Here is a 14,459-nt window from a genome sequence, read left to right as displayed (position 1 = left end):
TGGACTCCCGGGGCCAGGGTTGGGAGGGAATGGGGATGAAGAGGGGATGCGGGCCTTGAAGCAAGGGAGCGACGACGCGCAACTGACGCTGGGAAGAGCGACGCTGTTGCGCGCCCTGATGGAGCTGGAGCAGGGCAACCCGGAGGGCTGCATGGCCCTGTGCGCCGTGCGGGATGAGACCCAGGCCATCGTCGACTTCGAGCTCATCTTCTCCAACGACGCCGACGTCATGAAGCGCGTCTGTCCGGGGCTCGTCGTGGGGCACAGGCTGAGCGAGGCCGCCTCCGAGGCGCTGCGGAGCCAGTTCGCCCTCTTGAGCCAGGTGGTGGAGACGCGGCGGGCCGCGCGGAGCGAGCTGCGGGAGGCGGACTGCTGGTTGCGCGGCACGGTCACCCCCTTGCTGGACGGCGTCCTCGTGCGCTTGCAGGACGTCACCGCGCTCGTGCGGGACGTGCGGGAGCACGAGGCGCGGCTCGAGCGGGAACAGTCGGGCCGGCGGGAAGCGGAGGCCCTGGCGCGAGAGCAGTCCAGACAACTGCTGGCGGCCCAGGAGAAGCTGGTGCGCTCCGGCGGGCTCATGGCGGCGGGCCAGCTCGCGGCGGGCGTGGGGCACGAAATCAACAACCCGCTGGCCTTCGTCACCGGCAATCTGCACGTGGCCCTGGAGCAGCTCGGCACGCTGGCACGTGAGCTGCCCCCCGCCGCCGAGCGGCTGCGCGAGACGACCCGAGCCCTGGATGACGCGCGCAAGGGCGCCGAGCGCATCCGCGCCATCGTGAAGGAGCTGCGGACCCTGGCGCGCGCGAGCGACACGCCCCCGGAGTCGGTGGACGTGGGCGCGGCCCTGGAGCTCAGCCTGTCCATGGCCATGCCGCACATCCGCCATCGGGCCCGGGTGGTGCGCCACGTCGTGCCCGTGCCGCGCGTGCCGGGCAACGAGTCCAAGCTGGGCCAGGTGATCCTCAACCTGTTGATCAACGCCGCCCAGGCCATCCCCGAGGGAGACGCGATCCGCCATGCCATCACCGTGGTGACCCGGATGGAGGGCGCCCAGGTGGTGCTCGAGGTGCGCGACACGGGCAAGGGAATGAGCGCGGAGGTCCTGGCGCGCATCTTCGAGCCCTTCTTCACCACCAAGCTCCCCGGCGAGGGCACCGGCCTGGGACTGCCCATCAGCCTGGACATCATCCGGGGCATGGGCGGAGAGATGAAGGTCCAGAGCGAGCCCGGACGCGGGAGCTCCTTCCAGCTCGTGCTGCCCGTCATCCACGAGGCCACGGACCCGAAGCCAGCCCCTCCGGTGGTGAAGCACCCGGCGCCGCCGCGCCGGCGCGTGCTCATCGTCGACGACGAGCCCGCCATCGGCACGATGATGGTGCGCGTGCTCGGGCGCCACCACGAGGTGAAGGTGGTGCACAGCGGGCGCGAGGCGCTCGAGCTGTTGTGCGGGGAGCCAGACTACGACCGGGTGTTCTGCGACCTGATGATGGGGGACATGACGGGGATGGATCTGCACGCGGCGCTCGCGCGGCGGCGGCCCGAGTACCTGCCGCGCGTCATCTTCATGACGGGCGGAGCCTTCACCGACCGGGCGCGGGCCTTCCTCGCGGAGGCCTCGGTGGAGAGACTCGACAAGCCCTTCGAGGCCGGCTCCCTGCGCGAGCGCGTGGAACGGCCCCTGCCGGGCGAGCGGGAACGGCACTCACGCTAGGACCTGGAACTGCCCCAGGTCGTAGCGCCGGCTGGTGAGGTGCCACAGCAGACTGCCGGAGATCCACTGGCCGCACATCTTCCAGAGAGCCTCCAGGGGACCGGGGGCGCGTGGACGCATCGCCAGGAACTCGCCGAACCGGGCCGCGTAGAAGTCATTCGCGAACGACACGTACTCGTGGCTGATGGGGAAATAGGACTTCAGGCGCAGGTGCTCCTGCTCCTGCTCCTCCTCCTTGCGCAGGGACAGCACGTCGTTCTGCAACGCGACGAGGTCGGCCGCGGCGTGCTTCATCCGCTCGGCCGCGTCCCGATCGCGCGCGGGCAGGGGCCTGCCCTGGTAGGCGAAGCAGAACTCGAGCTCCGGCCGCATGCCGATCGACATGCCCCGGTTCTCCAGGTAGCGCGGGAGCGGCACCTGTTTGTCGAACTCCAGCAGGAAGCCCTCGTAGTAGCCGCGGATCTCCCGCACGATGCGCGAGGTGTCGAGCCCCTCGCGCTCGATGTCCTCCAGGACGATGCGCAGCAGGGCGCTGATCATGTTCACCCACGGCAGCCGGCTGACGTGGCGCCGGTCCTCGAGCCACGCCGACAGGTCGCGTACCACCGCCTCGCGCAGCTCCGGCGGCACCAACGGCCCATCGACGAAGTAGTCCAGGGCGAAGAACCAGTCCATCCGATCCTGACTGTTCTGGAGGTAGAGCGGAGAGACCGTGCTGCACGTGTAATAGGTGAGCAGATCGAAATCCCCTTGGAGCATGTGCGCACGGAGCTTCTCCAGCTCCGGAAAATGCCCGCGCCTGCTCAAGTCCAGGGACACGGGATAGGTGCTCGCGATGATACGGAATTCGGAGAAGTCGATGGGCCAGGCGATCCGGTGCCGCGTGCCATCCACCTGGATGTCGAAGACGGCCTCGTCCCTTCCCACCAGCGTCTGGATGAGCGCGTCGACGCGCGCGTACCGGGGCTCCCGGCGGACGGTCCCCAGGTCCGGCGGAACCCTCGCGACCATCTGCTTGTCATTGAAATGGAACGCAGCACTCGCTGCCATCTGGCAACTCCTCATCCTGGTGGATTGAAACAGGCGTCCCCCCTCCCGGGCGCAAGCCGGGCAAACAAGCACATCATGGAATACGAGTAAATGGGAGAAAAACAAGAAAGCACACGGCGCCCTCACATCCCAGAGCCGAGCCGCCTGATTCCCATCCTCCGAGGAATCACCTCCCGGATGAGACATGAGAGTGAAAGTCCATGGCCATCTTGAACGAGTCCACGTCCCGTGACGATGAGCGGGGGCCCGCCCGCCCGGACAGTCAGCCCACGGCGCACGGGGCTCGTCCCCCGGGCAACCAGGAGACGGCTCGCGGGGAGGAATCGCACCGATAGAATGGAGCCACGGAGACAAGGGCCGTCTATGCTCCCCCACGCCATGAAGACCAAGGCGAGCCACGACGGCCTGTTCTGCGAGCTGTATTGGGGAACCACCCGGAATGAGGCCTGGAACTTCGGCCCCGAGCAGACGCGCGTGCTCGCCGCGCCGGATGAAACGGTGCCCCTGCCCCTCTACGGCTTCACCCTGCCGGAGGAGCCCTTCCTCATCGCCGAGCGTACCCCGGAGGGCTACCGCGTCTTCGTGCCACCCGCCTCGCGCGTCGAGCGCAGCCGGCGAGGCGAGGCCTTCCAGCCGGTGCCCGACACGGAGCTGCGCCGCTCCGGGGCCAGTGCCTGGGTGGAGCTCACCGCGGAGGACCGGGTGCGCCTGTCCCAGGGAGACCTGTCCCTGCTGCTCGCCCCCTCGGTGGCGGGCAAGCGCGCGAGTGGACTGGGCGCGCGCGACCTGGGTCTGCTCGCGATGCTGCTCGCCCTCCTGCTCAGCATCCCGGTGGGGTTGATCCTCGCGGGGCACTCGCCCGAGCACATGGCGGAGTCCAACGCCCGCGCCCTCGCCGCCGCGCGCGAGAAGGAGCAGGCCGAGCGCAAGCGGCTCGGGGTGGACACCCCGGCACGTCCCCTCGCCCCAGAAACCCTGCCCGACGCCGGCGTGCGGACGCTGCCTGGCAGCTTCGGCATCCACTGAGATGAGCGAGGCGCTCCACCACGAGGCGGCTCTGGGCTACTGGCCGAGAACGGCTGCCGTCGGCGGCACGGCCGGCGCGAGATTCCGGAGGAGCCCTCCGCTCCGCCGGGCGGTGAGTGGTGCGACGGAGCCGGGTGACTGCCAGTTCGCGCCGATGCCATCGGCGAAGTCCTCGAGCAGTGCTCGGGCGTAGGTCTCACGTGCCCGCCGAGCCGTCACCTCCGACCAGGCAAGCTTTTCCAGGGCCAGCGCCCCTTCCTTGGTCTCCCGATAGGCCCGCTCGGCACTCGCGCTCGGATCGCACAGGTACCGGAGGTACTGCTTGGGGTGTCGGTGGGGCTCGACCGCGTTGGGCGCTCGCTTTTCGAGCCATTGACGGTAGGCGGGGTCGTCCACCTCGAAGGCTTCCGTATCGTGCTGGGCCACGTCGAATCGGCTCGCCGCCTTGGCTCCAGCGCGAGTGAGTGCGGCGGACTCCGCGTAGAAGTAGGCCTCGGGCATGGGCACGAAGAGGTGGAACGAGGCGCGGCGGCGAAGGAGCTCGCGCACGCGCGTCTCGTCGGCCGGCAGGAACTTCCTGTCCTTGAGCGTGAGTTCGAGTTCTCGCGCGAGATACGTCGTCACGATGTGCGGCTGGTCCACGTTGACCAGTTCGAGATCGTCGACGGCCAGCACCAGGTCTGGAATGGCATTCAGGAACCTGCCCGGTGAAAACGCCGACACGATCGCTTGAGCCATCTCCTGGGCGCGCGTCTTCAGCCCCGGTACACGTCCCGGGTGATTTCCCAACCTGCTCGAGGTGAAGTCCTGCACCTTCTGCGTCGGCAGGAAGTCCAGCTCATGCGCTGGGAAGGAGTGGCGCAGTGATGCCGCGAGCGCGACCCGCTCCATCTCCCCGGTCACGACGAGCTGCACCCGGCTCATGTCTTCGGCTGGACCTGCGGGGCGATCGTCTGATTCATGTAGAGGTCGCCGAGCGCGAAGTTCCGGAGCCACTCCGGATTCTGGTGCTGGTCGAGCCTCACGGGGAGGGACTCATGCCCCGACTCCATGATGAAGACGTGGTCCAGTTGGTCGTTGAACTCGTTCAGCAACGTCGGCGAGTGAGTAGCAAGCACAATGGTCAGCCCACGCGCCTCAGCGCGCTCCCTCATGAGCGAGATGAGCCGTTGTATCGCATACGGATGAAGACCATTCTCCGGCTCGTCGATGCAGACCATGCCATGGTCCGCTGACGCGACCGCGCAGAGTATCAGAAGCGCCATGAGGAGCCCGTTCGGAGCGAGGTGCATCGGTGTCGGATCTCCGCCTCCAGGTCCATAGAACTGGGCGGCAACAGTCTGGCCAGCGACCGCGAAGTCAAGGTCATCAAACAAGTCGGGAAAGCACTCCCGCAGGCCACTTCGCACCCACTCCCAACGGGGCCGGTACGCTCTATTCCCCGCGATCCAGTTGCGCATCACCGTGAACGCATTACGCCCGTCCTGGCTGAGCCAGACATCCGTGCCCTCTCTTGACCCTTCCCTCTTCAGTTGCCAGAAGGCATCAAAGCTGTAGAGAACCGAGGCGGACAGAGCGACCGCCAGAGGCTCCATCGCGCTCCTCAGCTCCGGGCTGGCCACCGCTACAGAGGCCAGGAAACTTTGACCATCGGCGTTCTTGTTCTCCTCGAGAACCCGAAAACCCGACTCACCCGCTCGCTGTTCCGCAACGACTTTCTTATCGACGATAAGGCGTTCGGGCACTGGGAAAACAACACCTAGCAAGCTCGTAGAGGGTTCGGCCTCCCACCGGGCGCTTCCAACAGCGAGTGCGAACCGGACTGGCTCATGGATGGATGCTTGCCGGTGACGAAAGAGGAGGGCACCGCCGTGTGCATTCAGTGCTCTTCCAAAGTCCTGAATCCACGCATGCCTCAGAAATTGCAGCACGCTCAGCAGGGTCGTCTTGCCGCTACCATTGGGTCCAACGAGCGCGCAGACACCCTCCGCCTTCCAGCGAATCTTGCGCAGGGCGCGGTAGTTATCGACCTCGAGTTCGAACCCCATATGGCCTCCGGCGCGGAAGATACTCACGGTTTCTCGCCGGGGACCATGGCTCAAACGACGCCCCCGTCAGGGCCCCAGGCCCACCCACACCTCACCATCCTCGAAGAATTCCTTCTTCCAGATGGGCACGTCCTGCTTGAGCCGCTCAATCGCGTGCTCGCACCCGAGGAACGCCTCCTTGCGGTGGGGCGCCGCGGCGGCGATCACCACCGCCAGCTCGCCCGGATGCAGCGTTCCCACCCGGTGCACGATCGCCAGCCGCGTGCCGTTGAACCGCTCGGCCACCTCGGCGCCAATCTCCGCCAGCTTCTTCTCCGCCATGGGCGGATAGGCCTCGTACTCCAGCCGCACCACGCGCCGGCCCTTCGTCTGGTTGCGCACCGCCCCCGAGAAGGTGACCAGCCCCCCCAGCGCCTCGCTGGCCACCGCCTCCACCACTTCCTCCAGGCGCAGCGGCCGGTCCACCACCCGGAACAACCCACCGGAGCCTCCCGCCACGGGAGGAATCAACGCCACCTCGGCGCCCGGGGGCACCTCGGTCTCGGACGTGGAGAACTCCTGGTTCACCGCCACCCGCAGGTGGGGCAGCAGCGGCGCGAGCCCGGGGTGGCGCGAGGCCAGCAGGCTCAACACCTCCCCCACCCGCGTGCCGGCGGGCACCTCCAGCGACTCACGCGCGAGTCCCGCGCGCTCCCGCGCCGCGGCGAAATAGAGAATGGTGAGTGAGGACACGGCGGCAACCTCAGCGCGAGCGCAACACGGTGCTCATGCGGAAACGGCCGCCCCCCTGCTCGGGCGCGAAGTCGAGGAAGAGGCTCTCGATGGGCGGCAGTTGATCGATCAACGTGCCCACCAGGGCACGCGCCACGGGAAGCTGCTGCGGCGGCACGCCGGGCACCTCCCGGGGTGAATCCAATTCGGAGCGCACCCGGCCCATGTCCACCATGGCCGACAGGTGGCCCGGCTCGAAGCCCTGGGCCCCGAAGCGCTGGCGCAGCTCCTCCCCCACCCCGCCCTGCGCGCGCGCCTCCAGCGACTCGCCCCCGCGCAGCGTCAGCCGGTCCGCCGTGAGGGTGACGTCCACCGGCTGCTCGAACACGCGCGTGCGCAGGCGCGTGGCGCCCTTTTCCTTGAGGACCTCGAAGGGCTGCCCGCGCGACTCGAGCACCCCGGTGAGCCACTCCAGCACCGGCTCGGAACGCACCAGCCCCGCCTGGAACAACACGCTGCCGCGCGGCTCCGGACCCCGGGCGCCCTTGAGCAGGTTGCGGTAGAAGGCCGGCGCGTCCAGGTAGGCCAGCAACGACAGGTCTCCGCGCAGCGCGCCCAGCATCCCCTGCACGCCGGCCGCGTCGAGCCCCTGGCGCGCCATGCGCTGCTCGGTCTGCGCGCGGCGCTCCGAGCCGGGCGCACCGAAGACGAGCTTCGCCAGCGTCTCGGGAGGCAGGGACACCGTCAGCGCGGCGATGGGCCCCAGGGGCGCCCGGGCCAGCAGCTCCGAGCCCGGCGCCGTCCCCCCCTGGAAGAGCGACTTGTCCGACACCACCCAGCCCTCCAGGTCCGCCCGGGTATCCTGGAACGTCAGCGCCGCCCACAGGCCCTGGATGCTCGCGGAGGCGTCATTGCCCTCGGGACGGGCGAAGACGTGCACGTGGCCCGCGCCCACCTTCGCGCGCAGCGACGTGAGCAGCGGCTGCTCGGAGAGCCCCGAGCCACTCGCGCCCTGGATGTGCGCGCGCACCTCCTCCACCGCCGCGAGGCCGTCATCGCCCACCTCCGCCAGCACCTGCTGCGGCGTGCCCTCCTCCTGCTCGGACTCCGACTCCGGCGCGTCCGGCACCACGACGTACAGGTAGCCGCGATCCGGAAAAACGACCATCGACATGCCATTGTCCCGCCGCAGGAAGACGGTGCCCTGGGGCTCGCGCCTCATCACCCGGGCGCCCCGCGACTGCACCTCCTTCACCACCGCGTCCACCGCGGCCTGGGTGTCCGTCACGCCCAGCAGCACCACGGAGCCCTCGAAGCGCGGCAGGGAGAAGAAGCCCAGGCCCTCGTCCGGATCCACGATGCGCGCCTGCCCCCCCGTCACGTCGCGCAGCACCAGCGCCAGCAGGGGAACCGAGTCCAGCGTCTGCAACACCTGGGACTCGCCCACCAGCTGCGACATGAAGCCCATCAACGGATCCACGTTGCCGCGCAGTTGGGGAAAGAAGATGGCCACCTCCGCGTCATCCGGGATGGCGCGCAACACGGGCCGGGGCACCACCGTCAGCGTGGCGCTCGCCAGCACCGCGTCCCTGTCCAGCGCCCGCACCGCGTAGGTGCCCGGACGCTCGAAGGCGTGGACCACCCGCGTGCCGGACTGGACCGGAGAGCCGTCACCGAAGTCCCAGGACACCACGGGGGCATCCTGACCCCCGGCGCCGAAGTCCACCGGCACTCCGGCCTCCACCGTGCGATCTCCTCCGGCCTCGGGCTTCACCACCCTGCGGCAACCAGGACCCGACAGTGCCACGGCCACCACGAGAACCGCCATCAGGGCCCGAACGGAGGAGCACGGAGGGAGTGTCATGTAGGGCCTAGTAATCCAGTGCCAGACCGAACATCCAGTAGGAGTCCGACAAGTTCAAACCCGGCTGACCAAAGCTGTTCACTTTCGAGTACGTGTACTCAGCGAAGATATAGCTGTGGTTGATGCCCAGGTCCGAGTCGAAGTCGCGCGCGAAGCGCGGCTCCAGCACGTCGAGCATGAAGGACAGACCGACGGCCACTTCCCAGCCAAACCGGACACCGCGGCCCTTGCGCGCGGGCGTTCCCTCGCTCCCCTCCGACCCCTCCGTCGCGGGCGCCTCGTCGAGCTTGCCGCCCTTGGTGGCCCACCACGGGACGAAGACGAGCCCTGGCTTGACGTAGGGAATCAACGGGAAGCCCCACTGGAACGCCGGATAGTCGAACCGGTAGACGCCCCGCAGGTGCAGGGGCACCACGTGGAAGCTCGTCCGCTCCGAGCTCGGAGTTTGTTTGTCCTTGGTCAGGGCGTAGCCGAACTTCTCCGCGTAGCCCACCGACAGGCTCAGCCCCGCCGTGCCGATGCCCTGGTAGAAGAAGCGTTGCAACTCCAATTCGAAGAGCCACCAGCGCCCCTCACCATAGATATCCGTGAAGGGACCGCCGCTCACCCCCTCCTCCCCGTCGATCTGCGGGCGGTAGCTGCCGAGCCGCAACTCCACGGATCCCCCACGAGGCGACTGGGTGGGCGCGTCGGAATACACCTGGGCCTGGCCGGGGAGCGCGGCGAGGAGCACCGCGACACCGAAGGCTACTGCTCGAGCCATGAACGATTTCTCCTTGAGAACAACCAGAAACCCAGAACGGCCAGCATCGCGCCACCCGCGACCCCACCCCCCACCGCCCCACAGCCCACCTCCTGCCCACCCGAATCGCCGTAGTGCTCCATGAAGCCATACGTCTTGGTGGGGATGACCTGCACGGGCGAGCTCCGCTCGCTCTCGTTGCCCGCGGCGTCGAAGACGGTGGCGTCGGCCTCGTAGGTGACGTCATTCTCCAGGTTCTCCACCAGGAGGGCCCCCTTTCCCAGCGACCACTCGACCTTCCGGAACTCCTCTCCGTTGAGCAGGATCCTCACCACCCCGCGCGTGGCATCCGACGGGGCATTCACGGTGATGCTCGCGGCGCCGTCCATGCCGCTCGTCGCGGAGAGCGTGGGCGCGGAGGGCGGCTTGCCATCGTAGGTGATCCGGGCCGCCGTGGCGTTCACCACCGTGGAGTTGCAGCCATAGAAGTTGTCGGTCTGTTTGGTGGCTCCGCACAGCGAGAACGTCTTCTCCTCATTGAGGCTGCCACATGCCGCCCCGCCATCCGACGTGACGAAGGGCAGCCGCGAGCGATCGAGATTGAAGGTGCCCTGGGTCGCGGCCTGAAAGGTCGACAGGGAGATCTCGTCCAGCGCGACATCTCCCTTCGAGGTGTCGGCCGCTGCGCCCTGGCACGAGCCCGTCGTGGTGATCCACAGGGTGAGCCTGTCGCAGGGCTGGATGGTCCGCGTCCAGGTGACGGTCACGGGATTCGAGCAGTCGGCCTTGCCAAAGCTCAACGTCTCGTTGTTGGCGGTGCCGAACGTGAACTTCACCTGAGCCGAAGCCGCGGAGGACAGAAGCAACGCGGTCGTGAGGAGGAAGGTACGCATGGGTGCGAAGGAGGCTAGCAAGCCAGGGGCCAGGAGGAATCCGGCCCCCGCCCCCTCCGGCGCCCGGAGCGGGCCCCCCCACCCGCCGTCAAATGGGCAGGGAGGGCCGAAAGGACATTGCCAAATTGTCAGGAGGGGCGCGTGGCGAGCCGCAGACCGGCCTCCACGAGGTTGAGGGCGGCGCCCCGGCCGGCGTTGTCCACGGTGGCGAAGAGGGTGAGCCACTCGGGGGCCTGGGGGAAGGAGCGCAGGCGGCCCACATGGACGGTGGGGTCCGCGGTGACGAGGCTGGGCATGGGGTAGATCTTCTCCCCGGGGGAGTCGAGCACCTTGAGGGCGGGCGAGCCCTTGAGCGCGGCGCGGGCCTGCTCCACCGGCGCGGGCTTCTTCAAGCGCACCTGGAGGCTGAGGCCATGGCCGTGGAAGGTGGGCACCTGCACGGCGGTGCCGGCCACCACGGGCACCTCGCCCCGGGGCGCGAAGAGGCGCGCGCACTCCAGCGTCCAGCCCGCCTCCTCCTCCGTCCACGGCGAGTTGGCGAGGAAGGGGCGCACCTGGGGCACCAGGTTGAAGCCCACGCGCTGGGGGAAGGTGTGCGCCTCGGGGTCTCGCCCGGACAGGAGCGCCGCCGTCTGCTGCTCCAGCTCGCGCACGCCCGCGTTGCCCGCCGAGGACGCCCCCATCATCGCCGTCACCTGCACCTGGGCCACGCCGAACGCCTGACGCAGCGGCTCGAGGATGCACGCCAGCGCGGTCGTCACCGCCGAGGGCAACGCCACCAGGCGACCCTTGAAGTTCGCCTCCAGCAGCTCGGAGTTGAAGCCGGGGAGCACCAGCGGCACGGCGCCGTCGGCCCGGAAGGCGGAGCTCACGTCCACCACCCACGCCCCCGCCGCCTGCGCCTGGTGCGCGAGCGAGCGCGAGGCCTCCGCCGGAGTGGCCAGGAGCACCAGCCCCATTCCCCGGAAGGACTCGGCCGAGACCTTCTCCACCTCGAGCGTCTCCTCGCCGTAGTCCAGCTCCTCGCCCGCGGAGCGCTCCGAGGCCAGCAGGGTGAGCTGCTCGGCGGATACCTCCCGGTCGAAGAGCGTGGAGACCACCTCCCGGCCCACCACGCCCGTGGCGCCCACCACGGCGATTCGCAGGTTCTCGTTCATGGCGCCCCCTTTACCCCAAGCCCCGGCCCGGTGGGTCCCGCTTCTCGCCTCCCCCCCACCGGATGTCACCCCGCTCTCCCCGCGGGCGCCGAGGGCTTCCGGCAAACGTCGACTCATGGAGGGGACGTCCGGGGACTGCTCCTGGGCGGGCAGTACGGGGGCCTGGCGTGTACGCCGAGCCCCGGGGCGGCTTCGAGTCCATCACCTACGTCACCTTCGACGGGCGCGTCCGGCTGTCCCGGCATCTGGCGCTGGGGCTGGAGCTGCCCCTGTCCCTGCGCGCCTACGACTTCGGGCCGGACGCCACGCAAGCCATCGGCGGAGGCGGCGCGCGCATCACCCTGAGCTTCATGCCCGACGATGCCTTCGGCGTCGCCGGCCCCTGAGTCCGTCGCCGAGTCAGTCTTCCTTGAGGCGCGCGGTGGGCGCGGGTCCGGGCAGCGGAGGGAACTTGGGGTTGAGCTCGGGCGCGGAGGCACGGACGTAGTGCGGCTCCAGCGCGAAGAGCGCCTCCAGCGACTGCGCCTCGGGCAGCCGCGCCAGGTGCGCGAGCGCCACCGCCGAGGGGAACGTGGGCGCATCGAGCAGCCGCGACGGGGCCACGCCCAGGCGCTCCAGGGCCGCGCGGTACTCGGGCAGCGCGGGTCCCAGGGCGAGCGCCTCGGGCTCGGCGGCCATGCGCTGGGCGACCTCCTCGGGACTCATGGCCTCCTCGGGGCCCAGGGCCTCCACGCCCAGGCCCGTGCGCCGGTAGGGCCCCAGGTAGAGGTCGTCCTTGCGCGCCACCGCGAGGGCGAAGAGCGGCGGCCCCTCGGGCCCCTCCAGCGCCACGGCCGCCAGCGACGAGGCCCCGGCCACCTTGAGCCGCGCCGCGTACGCGAGCCCCTTCACGCACGACAGGCCAATGCGCAGCCCCGTGAAGGAGCCCGGCCCGAGGCCAATCACCAGCCCCTCCAGCGCGCCGAGCGTCACCCCATGACGGGCGAGCACTTCCCCCACGACACCGGGGAGCGCCTCGCTCTGCTTGCGCGGCGGCGCCACCACCAGGTGTTCGAGGACGCGAAGCGCCTCGCCCTCCCGCTCCACCAGGGCCAGGGACAACGTGAGGGTGGAAGAGTCGAGCGCGAGGAACATGGGGAGGGCTTCTACCCCGCCCGCGACTCGTTGGGCACGTCGAGCTGCACGTCGAGCTGCGAGGTGCGGGTCGCGCAGCGGTAGAGCCGCACCCGGGCGAGCCCCTTGTCCAGGAGCTCCAGCTTCTTCGCCGCGACGTGCGACACGTCCACCACCCGGCCCTTCACGTAGGGGCCCCGATCGTTGACGCGCACCTCCACCGAGCGGTTGTTCTCCATGTTCACCACCCGCAGGCACGTGCCGAAGGGCAGCTTCGGGTGGGCGGCGGTGTACTTCTTCGGATCCAGCTTCTCGCCGCTGGCGGTGGCCCGGCCGTTGTAGCGATCGGCGTAGTAGGAGGCGAGTCCCTCCTCCAGGTAGCCCCGCGTGGCGGAAGCGCGCTCCGCCGTGTCCTCGTCGCCCCGGGTGGCACGCGCGGCACAACCCGACAGCAGCCCCAACCCCACGCACACTCCCACGAACAACCGCCGCATTCCCACCTCCCTACCGGGTGATGTCGTTGAAGAAGGCCATGCCCATGAGCGCCACGAGCAGGATGAGGCCGACCACGTTGGCCATCTCGCGCACGCGCACCGGAATGGGGCGGCGGCGGATGGCCTCCCAGAACGCCGACAGCAGGTGGAAGCCGTCGAGGATGGGAATGGGCAGCAGGTTCATCACCCCGAGGTTGATGGAGATGATGGCCATGAGGTGCAGGAAGCTGTCCCAGCCCTGCTCCGCGCTCTTGGAGGCCAGCTGGTACATCATCACCGGGCCGCCGAGCGTCTTCGTCGACACCTGGCCGCTGACGAGCCCGCCGATGACCTTCACCATCTGACCGACGATCTTCGGCACCACGACGACGGCCTCGCGCAGCGCCTCGCCCACGCCGAGCGTCACCACCACCGTGTCCACTGGCAGCAGCTCCGCCGAGGAGGGCATCCAGGGCCGCACGCCCAGCTCCAGCCGCGAGGACTCCTGGCCCAGCTCGTCCGTGCTGGTGCGCATCACCTGGGCGAGCTGCTGGGTGTGCACCTGCCCGTCCTCGGCCGAGCGCCAGGAGAGCGTGAAGGACTTCTCCTTGAGGGTGCTCAGCTCTCCGGCCAGGACGTTGAAGGAGCGCAGCGGCTCGCCGTTGAAGCTCTCCAGCCGGTCTCCCGCGCGCAGGCCGGCCTTCTCCGCCACGCTGCCGGGGAACACGGCCGACACGTACATGTCCGAGGGCTCGGCGCCCAGGGCGGAGAAACCATCTCCACCCGGCTGCCGCTCCACCTTCACCGTGGTGAGCGAGGGCACGCCGCCCGTCACCGCGCCCACCTCCACCGGCAGCACGCGCTGCACGGTGACCTCGAGCGGCCCCTGCAGCTTCGCCAGCTGCTCATGGAGCGCCGCCTCGTCCGGGATGTTCACCCCGTTGACGGACAGGACACGGTCGAAGCTCTTGAATCCCGCCTGGGCGGCGACCGAGCCCGCGGGCACGCCCAGCACCGCGGGCTTGCGGATGGGCTGGATGCCAATCTGGCCCCGCTCCACCGAGTCGACGGCATTGGACTCGACGATCTTCCGCGGCGTCACGTTGAGCGTCGTCGACTGACCATCGCGCTCGATGGTGACGGGCACGGGACGATCGAAGCGGCCGACGAAGGACTCGCGCAGGTCCTCGAAGGTGCGCACCGGCTCGCCCTCCACCGCGGTGATGCGGTCACCCGGGCGGATGCCGGCGACGGCCGCGGGCATGGCCGGATCCACGAAGCCCACGCGGGTGGAGGTGGCCTCGTGCGCGCCCACGAACACGAAGAAGTAGATGAGGATGGGGAAGACGAGGTTGAAGACCGGCCCGGCCACCACGATGAGCGCGCGCTTCCACGGCGGAGCGTTGAGGAAGCCCCGCTCGGCGTCCTCGGGCGCCAGTTCCTCGTGGGGCGCGTCGCCGGCCATCTTCACGTAGCCGCCCAGGGGCAGGAGCGCCACCTGGTACTCCGTCTCCCCCTTGGTGAAGGCGAACAGCTTGGGCCCGAAGCCGATGGAGAAGCGGATGACCTTCACCCCACAGGCCTTGGCCACCAGGAAGTGACCCAGCTCGTGGACGGTGACGAGCACGCCGAGCAGCAGGATGAACAGGGCGGTATCTTGAAACATGGGCC

14 protein-coding genes are annotated in these 14,459 nt (G+C 69.3%); 3 read left to right on the top strand and 11 right to left on the bottom strand.

Features of this window, described 5'->3' with window-relative positions; all coding sequences use genetic code 11:
- Positions 1-46 precede the first annotated feature (46 nt).
- Positions 47-1,711, top strand: a complete 1,665-nt coding sequence (locus tag CYFUS_RS14440) for an ATP-binding protein (RefSeq protein WP_095985755.1) — start codon at positions 47-49, stop codon at positions 1,709-1,711.
- Here the strand turns inward: CYFUS_RS14440 and CYFUS_RS14435 are convergent.
- On the bottom strand, positions 1,703-2,761 hold the full coding sequence (locus CYFUS_RS14435) for a terpene synthase family protein (RefSeq protein ID WP_095985754.1): 1,059 nt from the start codon (positions 2,759-2,761) through the stop codon (positions 1,703-1,705). The genes CYFUS_RS14440 and CYFUS_RS14435 overlap by 9 nt on opposite strands.
- A 378-nt stretch (positions 2,762-3,139) precedes the next feature.
- On the opposite strand from CYFUS_RS14435, the gene CYFUS_RS14430 reads away from it, so the two are divergent.
- Positions 3,140-3,787 (top strand): hypothetical protein, encoded by a 648-nt coding sequence (locus CYFUS_RS14430; protein ID WP_232537554.1) that lies wholly within the window; start codon positions 3,140-3,142, stop codon positions 3,785-3,787.
- A 36-nt stretch (positions 3,788-3,823) separates the two neighbouring features.
- On the opposite strand, the gene CYFUS_RS14425 is transcribed toward CYFUS_RS14430, so the two are convergent.
- From CYFUS_RS14425 to CYFUS_RS14395, 7 genes are all read right to left on the bottom strand, one after another.
- Positions 3,824-4,711, bottom strand: coding sequence for a hypothetical protein (locus CYFUS_RS14425; RefSeq protein WP_095985752.1), 888 nt, complete (start codon positions 4,709-4,711; stop codon positions 3,824-3,826).
- Positions 4,708-5,835 (bottom strand): AAA family ATPase, encoded by a 1,128-nt coding sequence (locus tag CYFUS_RS14420; RefSeq protein ID WP_095985751.1) that lies wholly within the window; start codon positions 5,833-5,835, stop codon positions 4,708-4,710. The genes CYFUS_RS14425 and CYFUS_RS14420 overlap by 4 nt, the downstream gene beginning before the upstream one ends.
- A gap of 66 nt (positions 5,836-5,901) precedes the next feature.
- Positions 5,902-6,567 (bottom strand): molybdopterin converting factor subunit 1, encoded by a 666-nt coding sequence (gene moaD, locus CYFUS_RS53910; RefSeq protein WP_095985750.1) that lies wholly within the window; start codon positions 6,565-6,567, stop codon positions 5,902-5,904.
- 10 nt (positions 6,568-6,577) lie between these two features.
- Entirely contained in the window at positions 6,578-8,410 is a 1,833-nt protein-coding gene (locus tag CYFUS_RS14410) for a PKD domain-containing protein (RefSeq protein ID WP_095985749.1), read from the bottom strand.
- A 7-nt stretch (positions 8,411-8,417) separates the two neighbouring features.
- Entirely contained in the window at positions 8,418-9,173 is a 756-nt protein-coding gene (locus CYFUS_RS14405) for an MXAN_2562 family outer membrane beta-barrel protein (RefSeq protein ID WP_095985748.1), read from the bottom strand.
- On the bottom strand, positions 9,158-10,045 hold the full coding sequence (locus tag CYFUS_RS14400; RefSeq protein WP_157758447.1) for an MXAN_2561 family MXYO-CTERM-anchored protein: 888 nt from the start codon (positions 10,043-10,045) through the stop codon (positions 9,158-9,160). Before CYFUS_RS14400 ends, CYFUS_RS14405 begins: the two co-directional genes overlap by 16 nt.
- A gap of 128 nt (positions 10,046-10,173) precedes the next feature.
- Positions 10,174-11,202 (bottom strand): aspartate-semialdehyde dehydrogenase, encoded by a 1,029-nt coding sequence (locus tag CYFUS_RS14395; protein WP_095985746.1) that lies wholly within the window; start codon positions 11,200-11,202, stop codon positions 10,174-10,176.
- Positions 11,203-11,369: 167 nt separating this feature from the next.
- Here CYFUS_RS14395 and CYFUS_RS14390 point away from each other — a divergent pair, with 167 nt between their 5' ends.
- Positions 11,370-11,588, top strand: coding sequence for a hypothetical protein (locus CYFUS_RS14390; RefSeq protein ID WP_095985745.1), 219 nt, complete (start codon positions 11,370-11,372; stop codon positions 11,586-11,588).
- A gap of 13 nt (positions 11,589-11,601) precedes the next feature.
- Here the strand turns inward: CYFUS_RS14390 and tsaB are convergent, their stop codons facing one another.
- The 3 genes from tsaB to rseP are packed head-to-tail and all read right to left on the bottom strand — an operon-like array spanning position 11,602 to position 14,454.
- The gene (gene tsaB / locus CYFUS_RS14385) at positions 11,602-12,336 is read right to left on the bottom strand and encodes a tRNA (adenosine(37)-N6)-threonylcarbamoyltransferase complex dimerization subunit type 1 TsaB (RefSeq protein WP_095985744.1); all 735 of its coding nucleotides are present in this window, start codon (positions 12,334-12,336) and stop codon (positions 11,602-11,604) included.
- 11 nt (positions 12,337-12,347) lie between these two features.
- Positions 12,348-12,809 (bottom strand): septal ring lytic transglycosylase RlpA family protein, encoded by a 462-nt coding sequence (locus CYFUS_RS14380; RefSeq protein WP_095985743.1) that lies wholly within the window; start codon positions 12,807-12,809, stop codon positions 12,348-12,350.
- Between the two features lie 10 nt (positions 12,810-12,819).
- Entirely contained in the window at positions 12,820-14,454 is a 1,635-nt protein-coding gene (rseP, locus tag CYFUS_RS14375) for an RIP metalloprotease RseP (protein WP_095985742.1), read from the bottom strand.
- Positions 14,455-14,459: the final 5 nt, after the last annotated feature.

It is taken from the genome of Cystobacter fuscus (assembly GCF_002305875.1).
Classification (GTDB): Bacteria; Myxococcota; Myxococcia; order Myxococcales; family Myxococcaceae; genus Cystobacter; species Cystobacter fuscus_A.
Note: the sequence above shows the minus strand (reverse complement) of the source record. Positions and strands in the feature narration are given on the sequence as shown.